Source organism: Microbacterium luteolum, from assembly GCF_039533965.1.
In the GTDB taxonomy this organism is placed as follows: Bacteria; Actinomycetota; Actinomycetes; order Actinomycetales; family Microbacteriaceae; genus Microbacterium; species Microbacterium luteolum.
On record NZ_BAAAUN010000001.1, the window covers coordinates 2,983,774 to 2,998,941 of the forward strand.

18 protein-coding genes are annotated in these 15,168 nt (G+C 67.7%); 11 read left to right on the forward strand and 7 right to left on the reverse strand.

Going from position 1 to position 15,168, the window contains the following annotated elements; all coding sequences use genetic code 11:
• Positions 1–201: 201 nt before the first annotated feature.
• Together ABD648_RS14445 and ABD648_RS14450 are read right to left on the reverse strand one after the other, a co-directional pair.
• Positions 202–453, reverse strand: coding sequence for a hypothetical protein (locus tag ABD648_RS14445; protein ID WP_282215649.1), 252 nt, complete (start codon positions 451–453; stop codon positions 202–204).
• Between the two features lie 404 nt (positions 454–857).
• The gene (locus ABD648_RS14450; protein ID WP_282215650.1) at positions 858–1,232 is read right to left on the reverse strand and encodes a hypothetical protein; all 375 of its coding nucleotides are present in this window, start codon (positions 1,230–1,232) and stop codon (positions 858–860) included.
• A 266-nt stretch (positions 1,233–1,498) separates the two neighbouring features.
• On the opposite strand from ABD648_RS14450, the gene ABD648_RS14455 reads away from it, so the two are divergent.
• Entirely contained in the window at positions 1,499–2,122 is a 624-nt protein-coding gene (locus tag ABD648_RS14455; protein ID WP_282215651.1) for a histidine phosphatase family protein, read from the forward strand.
• 23 nt (positions 2,123–2,145) lie between these two features.
• Here ABD648_RS14455 and ABD648_RS14460 read toward each other — a convergent pair whose 3' ends face one another.
• Positions 2,146–3,516, reverse strand: coding sequence for a reverse transcriptase family protein (locus ABD648_RS14460; protein WP_282215652.1), 1,371 nt, complete (start codon positions 3,514–3,516; stop codon positions 2,146–2,148).
• A 594-nt stretch (positions 3,517–4,110) separates the two neighbouring features.
• Between ABD648_RS14460 and ABD648_RS14465 the strand changes: the two genes are divergently transcribed.
• Both ABD648_RS14465 and ABD648_RS14470 read left to right on the forward strand, forming a co-directional pair.
• Complete coding sequence (locus tag ABD648_RS14465; RefSeq protein ID WP_282215653.1) at positions 4,111–4,578, forward strand: nuclear transport factor 2 family protein; 468 nt, start codon at positions 4,111–4,113, stop codon at positions 4,576–4,578.
• Entirely contained in the window at positions 4,578–5,144 is a 567-nt protein-coding gene (locus ABD648_RS14470; protein WP_282215654.1) for a TetR/AcrR family transcriptional regulator, read from the forward strand. Before ABD648_RS14465 ends, ABD648_RS14470 begins: the two co-directional genes overlap by 1 nt.
• A 117-nt stretch (positions 5,145–5,261) precedes the next feature.
• Here ABD648_RS14470 and ABD648_RS14475 read toward each other — a convergent pair whose 3' ends face one another.
• Together ABD648_RS14475 and ABD648_RS14480 are read right to left on the reverse strand one after the other, a co-directional pair.
• On the reverse strand, positions 5,262–5,423 hold the full coding sequence (locus tag ABD648_RS14475) for a hypothetical protein (RefSeq protein ID WP_282215655.1): 162 nt from the start codon (positions 5,421–5,423) through the stop codon (positions 5,262–5,264).
• Between the two features lie 118 nt (positions 5,424–5,541).
• Entirely contained in the window at positions 5,542–6,240 is a 699-nt protein-coding gene (locus tag ABD648_RS14480; RefSeq protein WP_282215656.1) for an NRDE family protein, read from the reverse strand.
• A gap of 56 nt (positions 6,241–6,296) precedes the next feature.
• Between ABD648_RS14480 and coaBC the strand changes: the two genes are divergently transcribed.
• The 5 genes from coaBC to pucL all read left to right on the forward strand — a co-directional run bounded on the left by coaBC (position 6,297) and on the right by pucL (position 9,917).
• Positions 6,297–7,511, forward strand: coding sequence for a bifunctional phosphopantothenoylcysteine decarboxylase/phosphopantothenate--cysteine ligase CoaBC (gene coaBC / locus ABD648_RS14485; protein WP_282215657.1), 1,215 nt, complete (start codon positions 6,297–6,299; stop codon positions 7,509–7,511).
• Positions 7,512–7,559: 48 nt separating this feature from the next.
• A complete protein-coding gene (gene bcp, locus ABD648_RS14490; protein WP_282215658.1) occupies positions 7,560–8,027 on the forward strand; it encodes a thioredoxin-dependent thiol peroxidase in 468 nt (155 codons plus the stop codon).
• A gap of 147 nt (positions 8,028–8,174) precedes the next feature.
• The gene (uraD, locus tag ABD648_RS14495; RefSeq protein ID WP_282215659.1) at positions 8,175–8,678 is read left to right on the forward strand and encodes a 2-oxo-4-hydroxy-4-carboxy-5-ureidoimidazoline decarboxylase; all 504 of its coding nucleotides are present in this window, start codon (positions 8,175–8,177) and stop codon (positions 8,676–8,678) included.
• Positions 8,675–9,016, forward strand: a complete 342-nt coding sequence (uraH, locus tag ABD648_RS14500) for a hydroxyisourate hydrolase (protein WP_282215660.1) — start codon at positions 8,675–8,677, stop codon at positions 9,014–9,016. The genes uraD and uraH overlap by 4 nt, the downstream gene beginning before the upstream one ends.
• A gap of 7 nt (positions 9,017–9,023) precedes the next feature.
• On the forward strand, positions 9,024–9,917 hold the full coding sequence (gene pucL / locus ABD648_RS14505) for a factor-independent urate hydroxylase (RefSeq protein ID WP_282215661.1): 894 nt from the start codon (positions 9,024–9,026) through the stop codon (positions 9,915–9,917).
• Between the two features lie 31 nt (positions 9,918–9,948).
• Here the strand turns inward: pucL and ABD648_RS14510 are convergent, their stop codons facing one another.
• Positions 9,949–10,695 (reverse strand): SDR family oxidoreductase, encoded by a 747-nt coding sequence (locus ABD648_RS14510; RefSeq protein ID WP_282215662.1) that lies wholly within the window; start codon positions 10,693–10,695, stop codon positions 9,949–9,951.
• Between the two features lie 16 nt (positions 10,696–10,711).
• On the reverse strand, positions 10,712–11,479 hold the full coding sequence (locus ABD648_RS14515) for an IclR family transcriptional regulator (protein WP_282215663.1): 768 nt from the start codon (positions 11,477–11,479) through the stop codon (positions 10,712–10,714).
• 141 nt (positions 11,480–11,620) lie between these two features.
• On the opposite strand from ABD648_RS14515, the gene ABD648_RS14520 reads away from it, so the two are divergent.
• From ABD648_RS14520 to ABD648_RS14530, 3 genes are read left to right on the forward strand one after another with little or no spacing between them, the layout of a single operon-like run.
• The gene (locus tag ABD648_RS14520) at positions 11,621–13,027 is read left to right on the forward strand and encodes an NAD-dependent malic enzyme (protein ID WP_282215664.1); all 1,407 of its coding nucleotides are present in this window, start codon (positions 11,621–11,623) and stop codon (positions 13,025–13,027) included.
• Between the two features lie 5 nt (positions 13,028–13,032).
• Positions 13,033–14,325 (forward strand): DUF6986 family protein, encoded by a 1,293-nt coding sequence (locus ABD648_RS14525; RefSeq protein WP_282215665.1) that lies wholly within the window; start codon positions 13,033–13,035, stop codon positions 14,323–14,325.
• On the forward strand, positions 14,322–15,149 hold the full coding sequence (locus ABD648_RS14530; RefSeq protein WP_282215666.1) for a bifunctional allantoicase/(S)-ureidoglycine aminohydrolase: 828 nt from the start codon (positions 14,322–14,324) through the stop codon (positions 15,147–15,149). Before ABD648_RS14525 ends, ABD648_RS14530 begins: the two co-directional genes overlap by 4 nt.
• Positions 15,150–15,168 lie beyond the last annotated feature (19 nt).

A 15,168-nucleotide genomic window follows, 5' to 3' on the forward strand; every position in this document is an offset into this window, starting at 1 on the left:
GTCGGAGTAGCGGTCGAACGTTTCTCCGCGGCCCGGAAACGATCGCTTTCGGCTCGGTGCCACTCGGTTCCCCGGGGCGGTCGCCGCTAATGGGAGCCGGAACTTGGTTCTGGCAGAGGCTTTCGGCTGGTGTCGCGACCGCACGTACTAGCGATCGAGCTGAGGAGGGCGCATTGCAAGCAACTAGGTCCCTCCGGTGCGTTACCCTCCGACGAACCCCGTCGTGACGACCGTGAACCCCGCGGCTTCGCACCCTGCTAAGAGTTCAGCCCCGGGGGCGCCCTCTTCTGCGGAGAGGAGAATGTCGCTGGGCGTCAGGAGCGACTGCGGGTCGGTGGCAGCGTCCTGCACGACGGCGAGGGCGTCGGCGACCCGACCGTCGTCAGCGGCAGGGATGTTGTGGAGAATCCGAAGAGCAAGGGCCGCCCACTGGTCCAGTTCGTCTTGTCCCATGCGTTCGCTGTAGAACGCGGATTGGACGTTGTGCAGGATGGTCTGCACGTCGCCCACTCCTGCACAAGTTCTTTCATCATCGGCTGCGGTTGACTCCGCCGTCGCCCCGCTTGTCGGGGTTTCTGTTGCCGTTACGGGCTGTTCAGTTGAGCCACTGTTGCTCACCTCGCCGGATGCACTGCAACCGGTCGCACTTGCGAGGATGAAGGCGCTAGCGAGGATCACGGCAAACCGACGTGAACGGTGACCAGGTCGAGAGTGCGTCATGGCGTGAGCCTACTTGTCGAACCGGTCGTCGGTGATGGCGGCGATGGAACGTGCCCTGCGCGCCGGACCCTGACGTACCTTTCGACTATTCGGGAGGACGCCTCCACGCAGCCGTGTAAGCGACGCCGTGGAGCGGGCTAAGCGCGGTTCCACTCCGGAGGCGGGTACTCGCTGAGGGGAGGCGGCGTAGCGAGCACTGCGAACAGCGTGCCTAGCACGAGGACCGTGCTCAGTCCCACGACGATCCATACCGTGGCACGCCGCGCGCGCGTCGGGCGGCCGCCGCGCAGTCCCACAAGCACGGCAGGGAACAGCAGCACGAGCCAGACCACAAGCGCGATGATGCCCATCCCGATACCGATCGCCCGCTCGCTATCATCCGAATCGGAGTACTCGATGACTGTGACGCCTGGACCCGCCAAGCTGAGGCCGGCTAGGCCCAGCATGAGATTGCCGAAAAGTCCGATAAGAGTGGCTGCGGTGGCCAGGGAGACACTTCCGACGATCCGCACGGCCCCATATTGGCACGCGACAGCGCGTCAGCCCAACGCCCAGCCATCCACCGTCCGAAACGTCCGGCCACGGCTTTCATAGCCAGAGTGTGATGCGCCGCCGCGACGTAAACTGGGCGCCACTTTGTAGGATGCCATGACGACGGTTCCGGTCGTTGTGTGGTGTCGGCATGGCGGTACTGCCAAAAACGATCGTTTGCGGCAGGCCATGCGAACACCGAGTGGAGGGGCAAACTGATGCGCAGTGGCGTGCTTAGATCGCGGATGTGAAAGAACTCTTCGTCGTGACTCATCCCGAAGCAACCCATCACGTGGAACATCGCGTCGGAGGATGGTTCGACTCGGAACTGACGGAGCGCGGAGTCGAACAGGCTCAACGAATTGCATCGGCCCTTGCAACGAGCGTGCAGCCGGACCCAGCGCTCTATAGCTCCGACCTTCGCCGGACCGCCCAAACCGCGGCTGCTATCGGGGAGCAACTAGATCTTCAGCCGATATGGCTGGCCGAGCTACGCGAGAAGTCTTACGGCGCCGGCGAGGGCAAGCCCGTTGCCTGGTTCCGTGAGAGATTCGTGCCGCCACCGCTGGACGGCGAACGAATGGACCATGACGAAGGTCTCGAAGGAGCCGAAACGAAACTTCAATGGGCGCGTCGCGTTTACGCAGGCATGGAGAGGATCCTGTCCGACTCCCCTCGACAGAAGATCATCGTCACCCACGGAGGATCCGCGACCCTGGTCATCGCTCGCTGGATCGGCATGCCGCTCGATGCTCTCACCCACGCGAGTTTCACGGTGGACTCCGGCAGCATCACCCGACTGGTTGAAGACGACTACTTCCACAACCGCACGGTCGCTCACCTGAACGACACCGCCCACCTCGGCTCATGAGTTCGTGCCCGATCGCAGCGCGGTCACCAACGGATGCGCAGAAACTCCGCACGGAGTTTCTCGCCTCGCACGGGGTTCAGGCTCTCGACCCACGAGATGCGGCCGAGCAGATGTGCACGGAAATCGTCGAGTCGGCGGTGATTCTGAGTGCGCGGACCGTGCACGACGCAGTTGTGGATCGTCGCCTTGAGCCGGTCATAGTCGTCCCGTGAGACATTCGTTCGCTGGTTGACGACGATTCCGGTCACGCTCTGCCTGACGCCCTGGCGTCGGACCCTCGTTTTGTGCGGGTTGGCCACGTGCCCCTCGTCCTCGATGATCCGCTGCACACCACGGATGAAGGCATCAGGTCGCTTCGCGAGTCTCGGACCGCCGCTGAAGGCGAGGTCATCGGCGTATCGCGTGTAGGTCGCATCGACGGCATCCGCCCATCCCGTCAGCCGTGAATCGAGACGCCGGATGGCGAGGTTGGCAAGCATCGGCGAGGAGGGAGCGCCCTGCGGCAGATGACTCGTGGCCAGAGCCCGGCGCAGGGCGAACCGCTCGTCGGATGATCCGCCCGGTGGCATGGCAGCAAGCACGCGCGGAGGAACGGCGTTGGTGCACAGCCCGGTCACGACGTGCGCGACGGGTTCGGACAGTCCCGACTGCCGAAGCGCTCCGTAGATGCGACCGCCCGTCACGCGGGCGAAGAACGTGGTGAGGTCGAGGGATATGACGATGTCCGCCCCCGTGTGGCGCGCGGCCCCGGTGGCCGCGCTGCGACCGGGCATGAAACCGTGGGCGGCATCGTTCACGGCTATGAGGCCGAGTGCCCGCTCCAGAAGACTGCGCTGCGCGCGGCGCATCCGTTGCTCCGGGATCTCTAGCAACCGGGGGATCCGCCCGTGCCGTGTGCGCCACTCGTACCGGTAGTGGTGCAAGGCCCCTGAGCGTGCGCGCCGATTCCAATGTTTGGTGTCGGCGAACCACTGGAGCCGGCCGACGTCCAGATCGAGCAAGGCGGCGAGATCCGGGATGCTGTCGATGCGGGGAAGAGCACCCGAGGGCGGCTGCGACGCCGATGGACCGACGACGCGATGGTGGATACGCAGCGGCGAACGGCGCTCGTCGGCCTTGCGCACCGCTTCTGCGAAATCGGGCGAACGGAGGATCACCGACGTCAGCAGTCGCGGGGCATCGACAGGCGGGCGGGCGAAGGAGGCCAAAACGTCGCCGACGAGCGGAGAGAGCCAACGACGGCGCGCTCCCATGACGTACGCGCCGGCCTCGACGAGCTGATCCTTCGCCCAGACCTCTGAGGCGAGGAAAGCGTCGGCCAGAGAGGCGGCCACCGACGACGGCAGCGGTCGCGGCGTGCGCCCAAGCACGCGTGATGCGGTGGAGGGCGCCATCAGAGGGCAGCCGCGGAGCGGGCGCCGGGCGTGCAATGGCCTGCGTACGACTCGTCCATCAGTGCGGGCACCGGTCTGCGCGAAGCGCAGTAAGGCGCCTGCGGCGTTCGTTCCAGGTCAGACTGCGTACCCCGGGGTGACCCCGGAGAGAGCGGAACACATCGTGAACCACTCGCCTCGTCCGCAAGCCATCGCACGGCGCCACGATAGCAAGGAACACCGACGTCCGGATGGCATCGACCGCAGCCCCGGGCGGTTGGCCTGACTACGCGGCCCCGATGGCCTGCCGCAAACGATCGTTCTTGATCGCACGATAGGCGCGGAAACGCGCGCCGGAAACGTGGATCAGAACCTGGTTTCGGCGGGAACTTTCGGTGGCTTTAGTGAGCGCACCCCTCGATCTCAAGAACGCCAACGACCTACCACCCGGTGGTGACGCCTCAAGCATCGCTTCAGGGGTGATCATCCCGGCGTAGTTCTGCGCTTACCCGCACGATCTTGATGATTCTTCGAGTTGACACGCATATCCGGCGTCTGTACCGTTCGGTACATACTGAACTGATTGGTTCAGAACAATCGCAACGAGGAGTCACCATGTCCCGTCCGCCCGTTCCCCCGTTCACCGAAGAGACCGCCATTCATAAGGTCCGCGCCGCCGAAGATGGCTGGAACACCCGCGACCCGGAGTGCATCGCACTCGCCTACAGCGAGGACAGCTGGTGGCGGAACCGGTCCACCTTCGTCCAGGGTCGTCCCGCCATCATCGAGTTCCTCACCGACAAGTGGGCTCGCGAGCTTGACTACCGGCTCATCAAGGAAGTCTGGGCCTACACTGGCGATGTGATCGCCGTGCGCTTCGCGTACGAATATCGGAACGCCGAGGGCCAGTGGTTCCGCGCCTGCGGCAACGAGAACTGGCACTTCGACAAGGACGGTCTCATGACGCACCGCCACGCGAGCATTAACGATGTCGCGATCGACGAGTCCGAGCGCAAGTTCTTCTGGGACAACTCCGGCCCGCGTCCCGCCGACCACCCTGGTCTGAGCGAGCTCGGTCTCTGATGGCCAGAACCGTCCTCGACCGGTCTGACGTGGTCCTCGCCCTCGCTGGCGTTTTCCGCGAGCGAGGCTTCGAGGGTGGTTCGCTGTCCGTCATCAAGCAGAAGACCGGCATAGGTCGCGGCAGCCTCTATCACTTCTTCCCAGAGGGGAAGACGGATATGGCCCGCGCGGTGCTCGACCAAGTCAGTGATTGGTTCGAGGAGAAGATCTTCGTTCCGCTTCGCACTGCGACCGATCCCCAGAAGGCGATCGCGGACATGTCGCGTGCGGTTGCCGAGTACTTCATCTCTCGTCAATGCGTGTGCTTGTTCGCCGCGATCACGCTGGGTGAGGAGCAGGAGACCTTCGCCAAGGCGGTGAAGTCGTATTTCACCGAGTGGGTCGAAGCCCTCACGGGCGTGCTCCGCCTCGCCGGACTCTCACCCCAGGAGGCGGCAGACCGTGCGCTGGACGCGGTCGCTGTCATCCAGGGCGGGCTGATCCTGGCCCGCGCCTACGGCGACGACCAGACCTTCCTTGGGATCGTCGACCGCGCAGAAAACAACCTTCTCGCCCCCACCCGCTGAGCGGAAAACCGAGCCTGCGCCTTGTAGGTGTGATGCACGGCCTGCACGACGAGATCGACGCTGAAGATCCGACCACCGCCGAGCTCCTCCATCATCGAACCCCGCAAGCAGTATCGATCAGGTCACCTTCGGGAAGAGGATGCGGAACGCGCGGACGTAGCTGTTCCCGCGCTCGCCGTGTGAGGGGACGTAGAAGTCGGGATCGATGTGGACGATCGACCGCTCGTCGGTCGCATCGTCCGCGGCGGGTGTCAATTCGGGAGTCAGCATGGTGGTCACCTCGGTCCTTCTCGCGCGGGCTCTCGTTTTTCATAATACGGAAACATAGTTCTGCCTCATGAAAAGAGTATGACGAGCACCGCATCGCGTCAAGTGATGTCGGTGGTGAGGCTTCGCGTCAGGACCAGTGACCGGGGCGGGGAAGAGTGCGGTCGTGCACCGCGACGCCGTCGGGAGTGACCGCCGCGGTGCAGTACAGCAGGGATTGCGTCGGGTAGCCATGCGGGCGGTTGTCGCGGATGATCGCGCGATCGTCTTCCGGCGACAGTCGAGCGGATGCCGCGAGCAGGCCGACCCACGCGTCGACCCAGTCGTCGTCCGCCGCCGCGGGACCCAGGGCACGGAACTCGGGCAGCCAGGCGGCGATGCGGGGTGTTCCCGGATCGTCGAGGTCGTCGTGCGCGATCATGTGTGTGCCCGGCTCGATGACGGTCGTCCGCAGGGCGGCGCCGTCCCAGCTGAGCACGCGCGCCCCCTCCGGCTGCACCTCGAGCAGGTTGAACCCGTGCATCGGGAGCGGGCCGACCGGTGACCGCCCGGCGACGGATTCGAGAGCGAGCGTGCCGCGGGAGACGGCGCGATCCAGGGGCAGTCCGCCCACGTCCTCGCGGTTGAGCAGTACGGCGAGCCGACGCTGTTCCGGGTCGACCGCCAGCCAGGCGCCGCCGGCCCGACGATCCCGGATGCCGATCACGCCGGGGTACTGCTCGGGCCACCAGGGCCCCAGCGCGTCCCAGTCCCGCTCCGGGTCCTCGTCCCGCACCGCGAGCAGTCGCGCGCTTCCGGCCTCCGCCACATCGATCACGACCGTGCACACGCACGTCAGTCTAGGTCGTGCCCCGGAGGTGCGGATGCTGGGGCAGAATCGGACGTGTGAACATCGTCGTGTCGGTAACGGGCGGCATCGCCGCGTACAAGACGGTGCACCTGGTGCGCCTGCTCACGAAGGCCGGTCACGAGGTGACGGTGGTCCCGACGGAGGATGCCCTGCGCTTCGTCGGCACTCCCACGTGGGAGGCCATCAGTCGGCACCCGGTGACCACGAGCGTGCACGACGACGTCGCCAAGGTGCGCCATGTCGCTCTCGGTCAGGCGGCCGATCTGGTGATCGTGGCGCCCGCCACCGCGAACTCGATCGCGAAGATGACGGCAGGCCTCGCCGACGACCTGTTCGGCACGACGCTGCTGGCGACCGAGGCTCCGGTCCTGATCGCGCCCGCGATGCACGCCGAGATGTGGCGCCATCCGGCGACGAGGGCGAACATCGAGACCCTCCGCGGCCGAGGCGTGCACATCGTCGGTCCGGCGGACGGCGAGCTCGCCGGTGGAGACAGCGGTCCGGGACGGATGTCGGAGCCGGAGGAGATCTTCGCGGCGGCGCAGGCCTTGCTGGCTCCGCGTGATCTCGAGGGCCTGCGCGTGGCCGTGTCGGCCGGCGGCACGCGCGAGCCGATCGATCCGGTGCGCTTCCTCGGCAACCGCTCGAGCGGCCGGCAGGGGGTGGCCCTCGCGGCGGAGGCTGCGGCGCGCGGAGCCTCGGTCGTGCTCGTCGCGACCAACATCGCCGGCGACGTGCTCGCCGACGCCCGGCATCCGTCCGTCCGGATCGTGACGGCGGGATCCGCCGCAGAGCTCGCCGACGCGATGGCGGATGCCGCCGCGGATGCCGACGTGGTGATCATGGCGGCGGCGGTCGCCGACTACCGGCCCGTCGCGGTGTCCGACCGCAAGCTCACCAAGGAGAGCGGCGGCATCCCGTCGATCGAACTCGTCGAGAACGCCGACATCGTGGCCTCGCTGGTCGCGGCGCGTCGACCGGGCCAGCTGATCGTGGGGTTCGCCGCAGAGACGCCGGAGGATCAGGACGAGCTCATCGCCCGCGCGCGCCGCAAGCAGCAGCGCAAGGGCGTCGATCTGCTGGTCGTGAACGAGGTGGGCTGGGAGCGGGGGTTCGAGAGCGCCGACAACGCCGTGCACGTCCTCGGCCCGGACGGCGCGATCGCGGGTGAGGCTTCCGGCACGAAGCGGGCAGTTGCCTCGGCCGTCTGGGATGCGGTGAGCGATACACTTTCGTCAGACAGAACCTGACTTCCGCAATACGAAATCATCGATGCGGAATCCCTGAACGGAGAGATCATGACCGAACGACTCGTCCCCGGTGACGCCGCACCCGCCTTCACCCTGTCCGACGCCGACGGCGCGACGACTGCTCTCGCCGACTATCGCGGCCGGAACGTCGTCGTCTACTTCTATCCGAAGGCGGCGACGCCGGGATGCACGACCGAGGCCTGCGACTTCCGCGACAGCCTCTCCTCGCTGGCTGCCGCCGGCTATGCGGTGCTCGGCATCTCACCCGACGAGGTTGCGGACATCCGCGCGTTCGCCGAGGCCGAGGGGCTGACGTTCCCGCTGCTCGCCGACACCGACGCCGCCACGGCGCGCGCGTGGGGAGCGTGGGGCGAGAAGACCGTGGGGGAGCGCACGTTCGACGGTGTGATCCGCTCGACCTTCGTCCTGGATGCCGACGGCATCGTGCAGCGCGCCGAGTACGGGGTCGATCCGACGGGGCACGTCGCTCGCCTCCGCGCCGAACTCGGTGTATGAAGAGGGTTGACAACTCTTGCGGCATTCCGCAGACTGGTTGCACATGCTGAAATAACAGTTCCGGCATACGGAAGTGCTGCCTCTCCTGGAGAGGCGTCATCCGTATCGTCCTACGCGCCGGATGCCAGCATGTGCTGAGGATCAAAGATGTTGCTCACGGAGTTCAACTCCTGCACGCACGACGTCGCCGTCCGTGTCGTGAAGCCCGCCTTGGACATTCCCCGCTGGTACGACGCGCTCGTCGACGGCCGGCCCTATGCGTCGATCGCCGCGCTGACGGATGCCGCCGCACAGGTCGCTGCACCGCTCACCGCTGGCGAGATCGATGGTGCGCTCTCGCATCATCCGCGCATCGGCGAACGGGCCCAGGGCGAGAGTGCCGAGGCGGCCCTCGCCCGCAAGGAGCAGTCCGGCGTCGACGCCGCGGCAGCCGAGGCGCTGGCCGCAGGCAACCGCGCCTACGAGGAGACGTTCGACCGCGTCTTCCTCGTCCGGGCGGCCGGCCGGACGGCCGACGACATCCTCGCCCTGCTGCAGCAGCGGCTCGGCAACGCCCCCGAGCAGGAGCTGGCCGTCATCGACCAGCAGCTGCGCGAGATCGCCGCCCTGCGCCTCGCCGGGGCCATCGAGACAGAAGGAGCACGCGCATGAGCGTCTCTCACGTGACCACCCACATCCTGGACACATCGATCGGGCGCCCGGCGCCCGGCGTCGCCGTCGTACTCGAGGCCCGAGACGGCGACGGATGGGTCGGGATCGGTACGGGCCTCACCGATGCCGACGGACGGGTGAAAGAACTCGGTCCCGAGCGGCTGGAGAGCGGTGCCTACCGCCTCCGGTTCGACACGGCGGCCTACTTCGCCGGCATCGAAACGGACACCTTCTTCCCGGAGGTGGTGCTGACCTTCCTGGTCGACACTGCGCAGGCGCACTACCACGTGCCGCTGCTGCTCAGCCCGTTCGCCTATTCCACTTACCGAGGAAGCTGAGAAGAACATGACGACCATCACCCTGGGCAAGAACCAGTACGGCAAGGCGGAGGTCCGTGTCGTCCGCGTCACGCGGGACACCGCCCGCCATGAGATCGAGGATCTCAACGTCACCTCGCAGCTGCGGGGCGACTTCGCCGACGCCCACTTCACCGGCGACAACGCGAACGTCGTCGCGACGGACACGCAGAAGAACACGGTCTACGCCTTCGCCAAGGACGGCATCGGCAGCCCCGAGGAGTACCTGCTGCGTCTCGGCCGCCACTTCACCGGCGAGTTCGACTGGGTGACCGGCGGTCGCTGGGAGGCCGACCAGTACACCTGGGAGCGCATCGACGTCGACGGACAGGGCCACGACCACTCGTTCGTGCGCGGCGGAACCGAGACCAGGACCGCCCTCGTCGAGATCGACGGCGAGCAGACCACGATCATCGCCGGCTTGACCGACCTCAAGGTGCTCAAGTCGACCGAGAGCGGCTTCGTCGGCTACCCGAAGGATCGGTACACGACGCTGAAGGAGACGACCGATCGCATCCTCGCGACCTCGGTCACCGCGAAGTGGCGCTACAACCGCAACGACCTCGACTTCAACGCGGCGTTCGCCGACGTCCGCCGCCTGCTGCTCGAGGCCTTCTCGGCCAACTACTCGTACGCGCTGCAGAACACGCTGCACGACATGGCCGCAGCCGTGCTCGAGGCGCACGACGAGATCGACGAGATCCGCTTCTCCACGCCGAACAGCCACCACTTCGTCGTGGACCTGTCGCCGTTCGGCCTGGAGAACCCCAACGAGGTGTTCTACGCCGCCGACCGCCCGTACGGCCTGATCGAGGCATCCTTCCTCCGCGAGGGAGCGGATGCCGACCACCGCGTGTGGGACGGCGTCGCCGGATTCTGCTGAGCCGGCTGACCTGAGCCGGTAGCGGCTCAGGTCAGCCGCGCCCGCCGAACGGCATCCCGGCCGCTGCGATGGTCAGCGTCGAGATGTTCGATTCGGCGGGCAGCTGCGCCATGAACAGCACGGCGCGCGCGGCATCCGCCACGTCGAACGTCGGCTCCACGCGCCGCGACCCGTCGGGTTGCAGCGCACCGGAGCTCGCGCCGACCTCGCTCATGATCGAGGTGCGTGCGTTCCCGATGTCGATCTGACCGCAGGAGATGCCGTGCGCGCGGCCGTCGAGGTCGATCGACTTCGTCAGTCCGCTGATCGCGTGCTTGCTCACCGTGTACGCCACGGAGAGCGGTCGGGGGACGTGTGCCGAGATCGATCCGTTGTTGATGATGCGGCCGCCGGACGGCTGCTGCGCGATCATCGCGCGCATCGCGGCGCGCGCGCACAGCAGCGAGCCGGTGAGGTTCACGTCGAGCGTGCGCTGCCAGTCGTCGAGCGAGATCTCGGCCGCCGATGCGGATGGACCGAAGGCGCCGGCGTTGTTGAACAGCAGGTCCACGCGCCCCCATTCGGCCACGGCGCGGGCGAACAGCGCCTCGACCTCGGCCTCGACCGTCACGTCGGTCGGCACGACGAGGGCGTGCGGATGCCCGTCCGCGGTCTCGCGGAGGGCGTCTTCGCGGCGACCGGCGAGCACCACCCGGAAATCGGCCTCGAGCAGGGTACGGGTGACCGCGCGACCGATACCCGAACCCGCGCCCGTCACGACGGCGATGCGTCCGCTCATGCTGACATCTCCCGGATCAGGCGGTGAGCTCGGCGCTGATCTCCTCGGCGGCACGGCGCAGCAGCGGCACTGCGCGGCCGCCGAACGCGTCGTCGACGCGGGAGATCGGACCCGACACCGACACGGCGGTCGGGGTGGGGGCGTCGGGGACGGCCATCGAGAAGCAGCGGACGCCGATCTCCTGTTCCTGGTCGTCGATCGCGTAGCCGCGTTCGCGGATCCGATCGAGCTCGGCGAGGAGATCGTCGATCGAGCCGAGGCTGAATTCCGTCGGTGTCGGCATGCCGGCACGACTCACGATGCCGCGTACGGTCTCGTCCGGGAGCTGGGCGAGGATCGCCTTGCCGACGCCCGTGTCATGCAGGTGTGCGCGGCGGCCGACCTCGGTGAACATGCGCATCGAGTGCAGCGAGGGCACCTGCGCGACGTAGACGACCATGTCGCCGTCGAGGACCGCCATGTTGGCGCTCTCGCCGAGCTCGTCGACGAGGCGCTTGAGCTGCGGGCGCGCGAGGGCGCCGAACTGCCGGGAGGCTCCCTCGCCGATGCGGATGAGCTTGGGTCCGAGCGCGTAGCGGCGGTTGGGCAGCTGCCGGGCGTATCCGAGCGACACCAGCGTGCGCAGCAGGCGGTGGATCGTCGGGAGCGGAAGGTCGGTGGAGGCCGCGAGCTCGCTGAGCGTCACATCGCCGCCGGCGTCGGTCACCAGCTCGATGAGCTCGAAGACGCGCTCCACCGACTGCACGCCGGATCCGGCGCTCTTCGGGGTCTTGGTATCGGTCATCGGATCCTCCGTCGTGTTGCGATCATTCCATCATGCGAGAGAGGCATGTCGAAACCAACGCGCGCAAACGTCTCTGTGGTTGCCTCATACTTCCATAAAGTAGATAATAGAGTCCACGATACGAAAAACATGGGAGGAATCATGGCGAATCCGGGTCCCGGAAACTCCATCACGCTGCGGATCGACGCGCCGTCGAACTTCAGCGTCACCAGCGAGCTCGCCGTGGCGGCGGCGGATGCCGGGGCGGCGGTCACCGCGCTCGACGTCGTCGAGTCGCATCCCTCGACGATCGTGGTCGACCTGACCTGCAACACCGCGGGGGAGGAGCACGTCGAGCGCGTGCGCGCCGCGATCGACGCGCTCGAGGGCGTCACTGTCCGGCTCGTCAGCGACCGCACCTTCCTGATGCACCTCGGCGGCAAACTCGAGGTCGTGCCGCGCGTTCCGCTGCGCAATCGCGACGACCTCTCCCGCGCCTACACGCCCGGCGTCGCCCGCGTCTGCCTGGCGATCGCCGAGGACAAGAGCAAGGCGCGTCAGCTGACCGTCAAGCGCAACACGATCGCCGTCGTCACCGACGGCACCGCCGTGCTCGGGCTCGGAGACATCGGCCCCGAAGCCGCCCTTCCCGTCATGGAGGGCAAGGCCGCGCTGTTCAAGCAGTTCGCGAACGTCGATGCGTGGCCGGTCTGCCTCGACACCAAGGACACCGAGGAGATCATCTCGATCGTCAAGGCGATCGCCCCGGTCTACGGCGGCGTGAACCTCGAGGACATCGCCGCCCCCCGCTGCTTCGAGATCGAGGCGCGCCTGCGCGAGGAGCTCGACATCCCCGTCTTCCACGACGACCAGCACGGCACCGCCATCGTGACGCTCGCCGCCCTGGGCAACGCGCTCAAGGTGGTCGGGAAGAGGATCGAGGACGTCCGCATCGTCGTCTCCGGTGTCGGCGCCGCCGGCAACGCGATCGTGCAGCTGCTGCTCGCCGAGGGTGCACGCGACATCGTCGCGTGCGGCCGGGACGGCGCGATCCACTCGGACGCCGAGTACGTCGACGCGCACCGCACCGAGCTCGCGGCGACCACGAACCCGCGCGGGTTCCAGGGCACATTGAAGGAGGCCCTGGTCGACGCCGACGTGTTCATCGGCGTGAGCGCCCCGAACATCCTCGTCGAGGACGACATCGCCGCCATGGCGGACGACGCGATCGTGTTCGCGATGGCGAACCCCGTGCCCGAGGTCGACCCGATCGTCGCGTCGCGGCATGCCGCCGTCGTGGCGACCGGTCGCAGCGACTTCCCGAACCAGATCAACAACGTGCTGGCGTTCCCCGGTGTCTTCCGTGGCCTGCTGGACGCGGGCGTGTCCGACATCACCGCGCCTATGCTGGTCGCAGCCGCCGAGGCGATCGCCTCGCGCGTGGGAGACGACGAGCTCAATGCGAGCTTCATCATCCCCAGCGTGTTCGATCCCCTGGTGGCCGGCGCGGTGGCCGAGGCGATCGTCCGCGTCGCCTCGTCCTCTTCCGTCGCCTCGAGCAAGGAGTGAGCACCGTGGCCGCCAGTGTCGAACAGCGCAGCTCCACTCTGGGCGAGGACGACCTCACCGACATCGACGCCCGGCTCGCGGGAACGGACGCGCTCCTCTCGACCGCGTACCCCGGAGACGACGGCAGCCGCCAGCCGGTGCACACGCTCTACGTTCCCGCCGACCGCTTCACGCCCGACCTGCCTGCACGTCTCGGCGCGGAGGCGGCCGCGGCCGTCACCGCGTTCGGGGGCATGACGGCGCTGGCGGACGCCGTCGGCCTCGGTGACCTCGCCGAGCAGCTGGCTCCCCTCGTGGAGGCCAAGCTGCAGCGCGAGCCGATCGAAGACCTGCGCCTGGACTTCGAAGACGGCTACGGCGCGCGACCGGATGCCGAGGAGGATTCCGACGCGATCCTGGCCGCCGAGCGCGTGGCCCAGGCCGTGGCCGCCGGGACCGCGCCGCCGTTCATCGGCATCCGCTTCAAGTGCTTCGAGGCGCCGACGCGTCGCCGCGGCATCCGCACTCTCGATCTGTTCCTGACCGCCCTCGCGGCCGCGGGACCCCTGCCGGCCGGACTCGTGCTGACGCTGCCCAAGGTGACCACGGTCGCGCAGGTCGAGGCGATGGTCGTGCTCTGCGAGCGCTTCGAGGAGCGGCTGGGTCTCGCGCCCGGACGGCTGCGCTTCGAGGTGCAGATGGAGACGCCGCAGCTGATCATCGCCGCCGACGGCTCCGTTCCGGTGGCGACCCTGCTGCACCGCGCGAAGGGTCGCGTCACGGCGCTGCACTACGGCACCTACGACTACAGCGCCTCGCTGCAGATCGCTGCCGCGCACCAGTCGATGGAGCATCCGGCCGCCGACTACGCGAAGCAGGTCATGCAGGTGGCCGTCGCCGAGACCGGCGTACGCCTGTCCGACGGGTCGACCAATGTCATCCCGGTCGGCGATCCGGATCACGTGCGCGCGGCCTGGCAGCTGCACGCGCGCCTGGTGCGGCGCTCGCTCGAGCGCGGCTACTACCAGGGGTGGGACCTGCATGCCGCCCAGCTGCCGACCCGCTATCTCGCCACGTACGCGTTCTACCGCGAGGGCTTCCCCGCCGCCGCGCGTCGCCTCGACAACTACCTGCACGGCAGCGACGCGACGATCATGGACGAGCCGGCCACCGCCCGTGCTCTCGCGCGTTTCGTCGTGCGCGGGCTGGAGTGTGGGGCCGTCACCGAGGCGGAGGTGCGGGATGCCGCTGCCGCCGCACCCGCGGAGCTGATCAGGCTCGCGCATCCGAAGCTCGCCGTATCCGAGGAGAACTCATGAGCACCCCCGCACGCACCTACTACACGCCCGCCGGCGGTCTTCCCGGCCAGTCCGCGCTGCTGACCGACCGGGCTGTCGTGAAGCTCGCCTACACGGTCATCCCGAAGGGCGTGCTGCGCGACATCGTCACCAGCAGCCTCCCCGGCTTCACGAACACCCGCGCGTGGATCATCGCCCGGCCGACGCCCAGCTCGGCGACGACCTTCTCGCAGTTGATCGTCGAGATCGCTCCCGGCGGCGGGGCGGCCAAGCCCGAGGTCGAAGCGGGCGTGGAGGGCGTCGTGTTCGTCACGACCGGGTCTCTCACGCTGACCCTCGACGGAGAGCGGCACGTGCTCGAGGAGGGTGGATACGCCTTCCTCGCCCCGGGTGCCACCTGGTCGCTCGCCAACGAGGGCGACACGATCACGAGCTTCCACTGGATCCGCAAGGCGTACGAGTGGCTCGATGACGTCGACGCACCGGCATCCTTCGTCACCAGCGACAAGGACATCGAGCCGACCTCCATGCCCGACACCGACGACGTGTGGGCGACCACCCGCTTCTCGGACGCGAGCGACCTCGCGCACGACATGCAGGTGAACATCGTGACCTTCAAGCCGGGCGGCTCGATCCCGTTCGCCGAGACGCACGTCATGGAGCACGGTCTGTTCGTGCTGCAGGGAAAGGCCGTCTACCGCCTGAACGACGACTGGGTCGAGGTCGAGGCGGGCGACTACATGCTGCTGCGCGCCTTCTGCCCGCAGGCCTGCTACGCCGGCGGCCCCGAGGACTTCCGCTACCTGCTCTACAAGGACATGAACCGCCAGATCCGCCTGACCTGACGTCATATTCTCGGTGGCT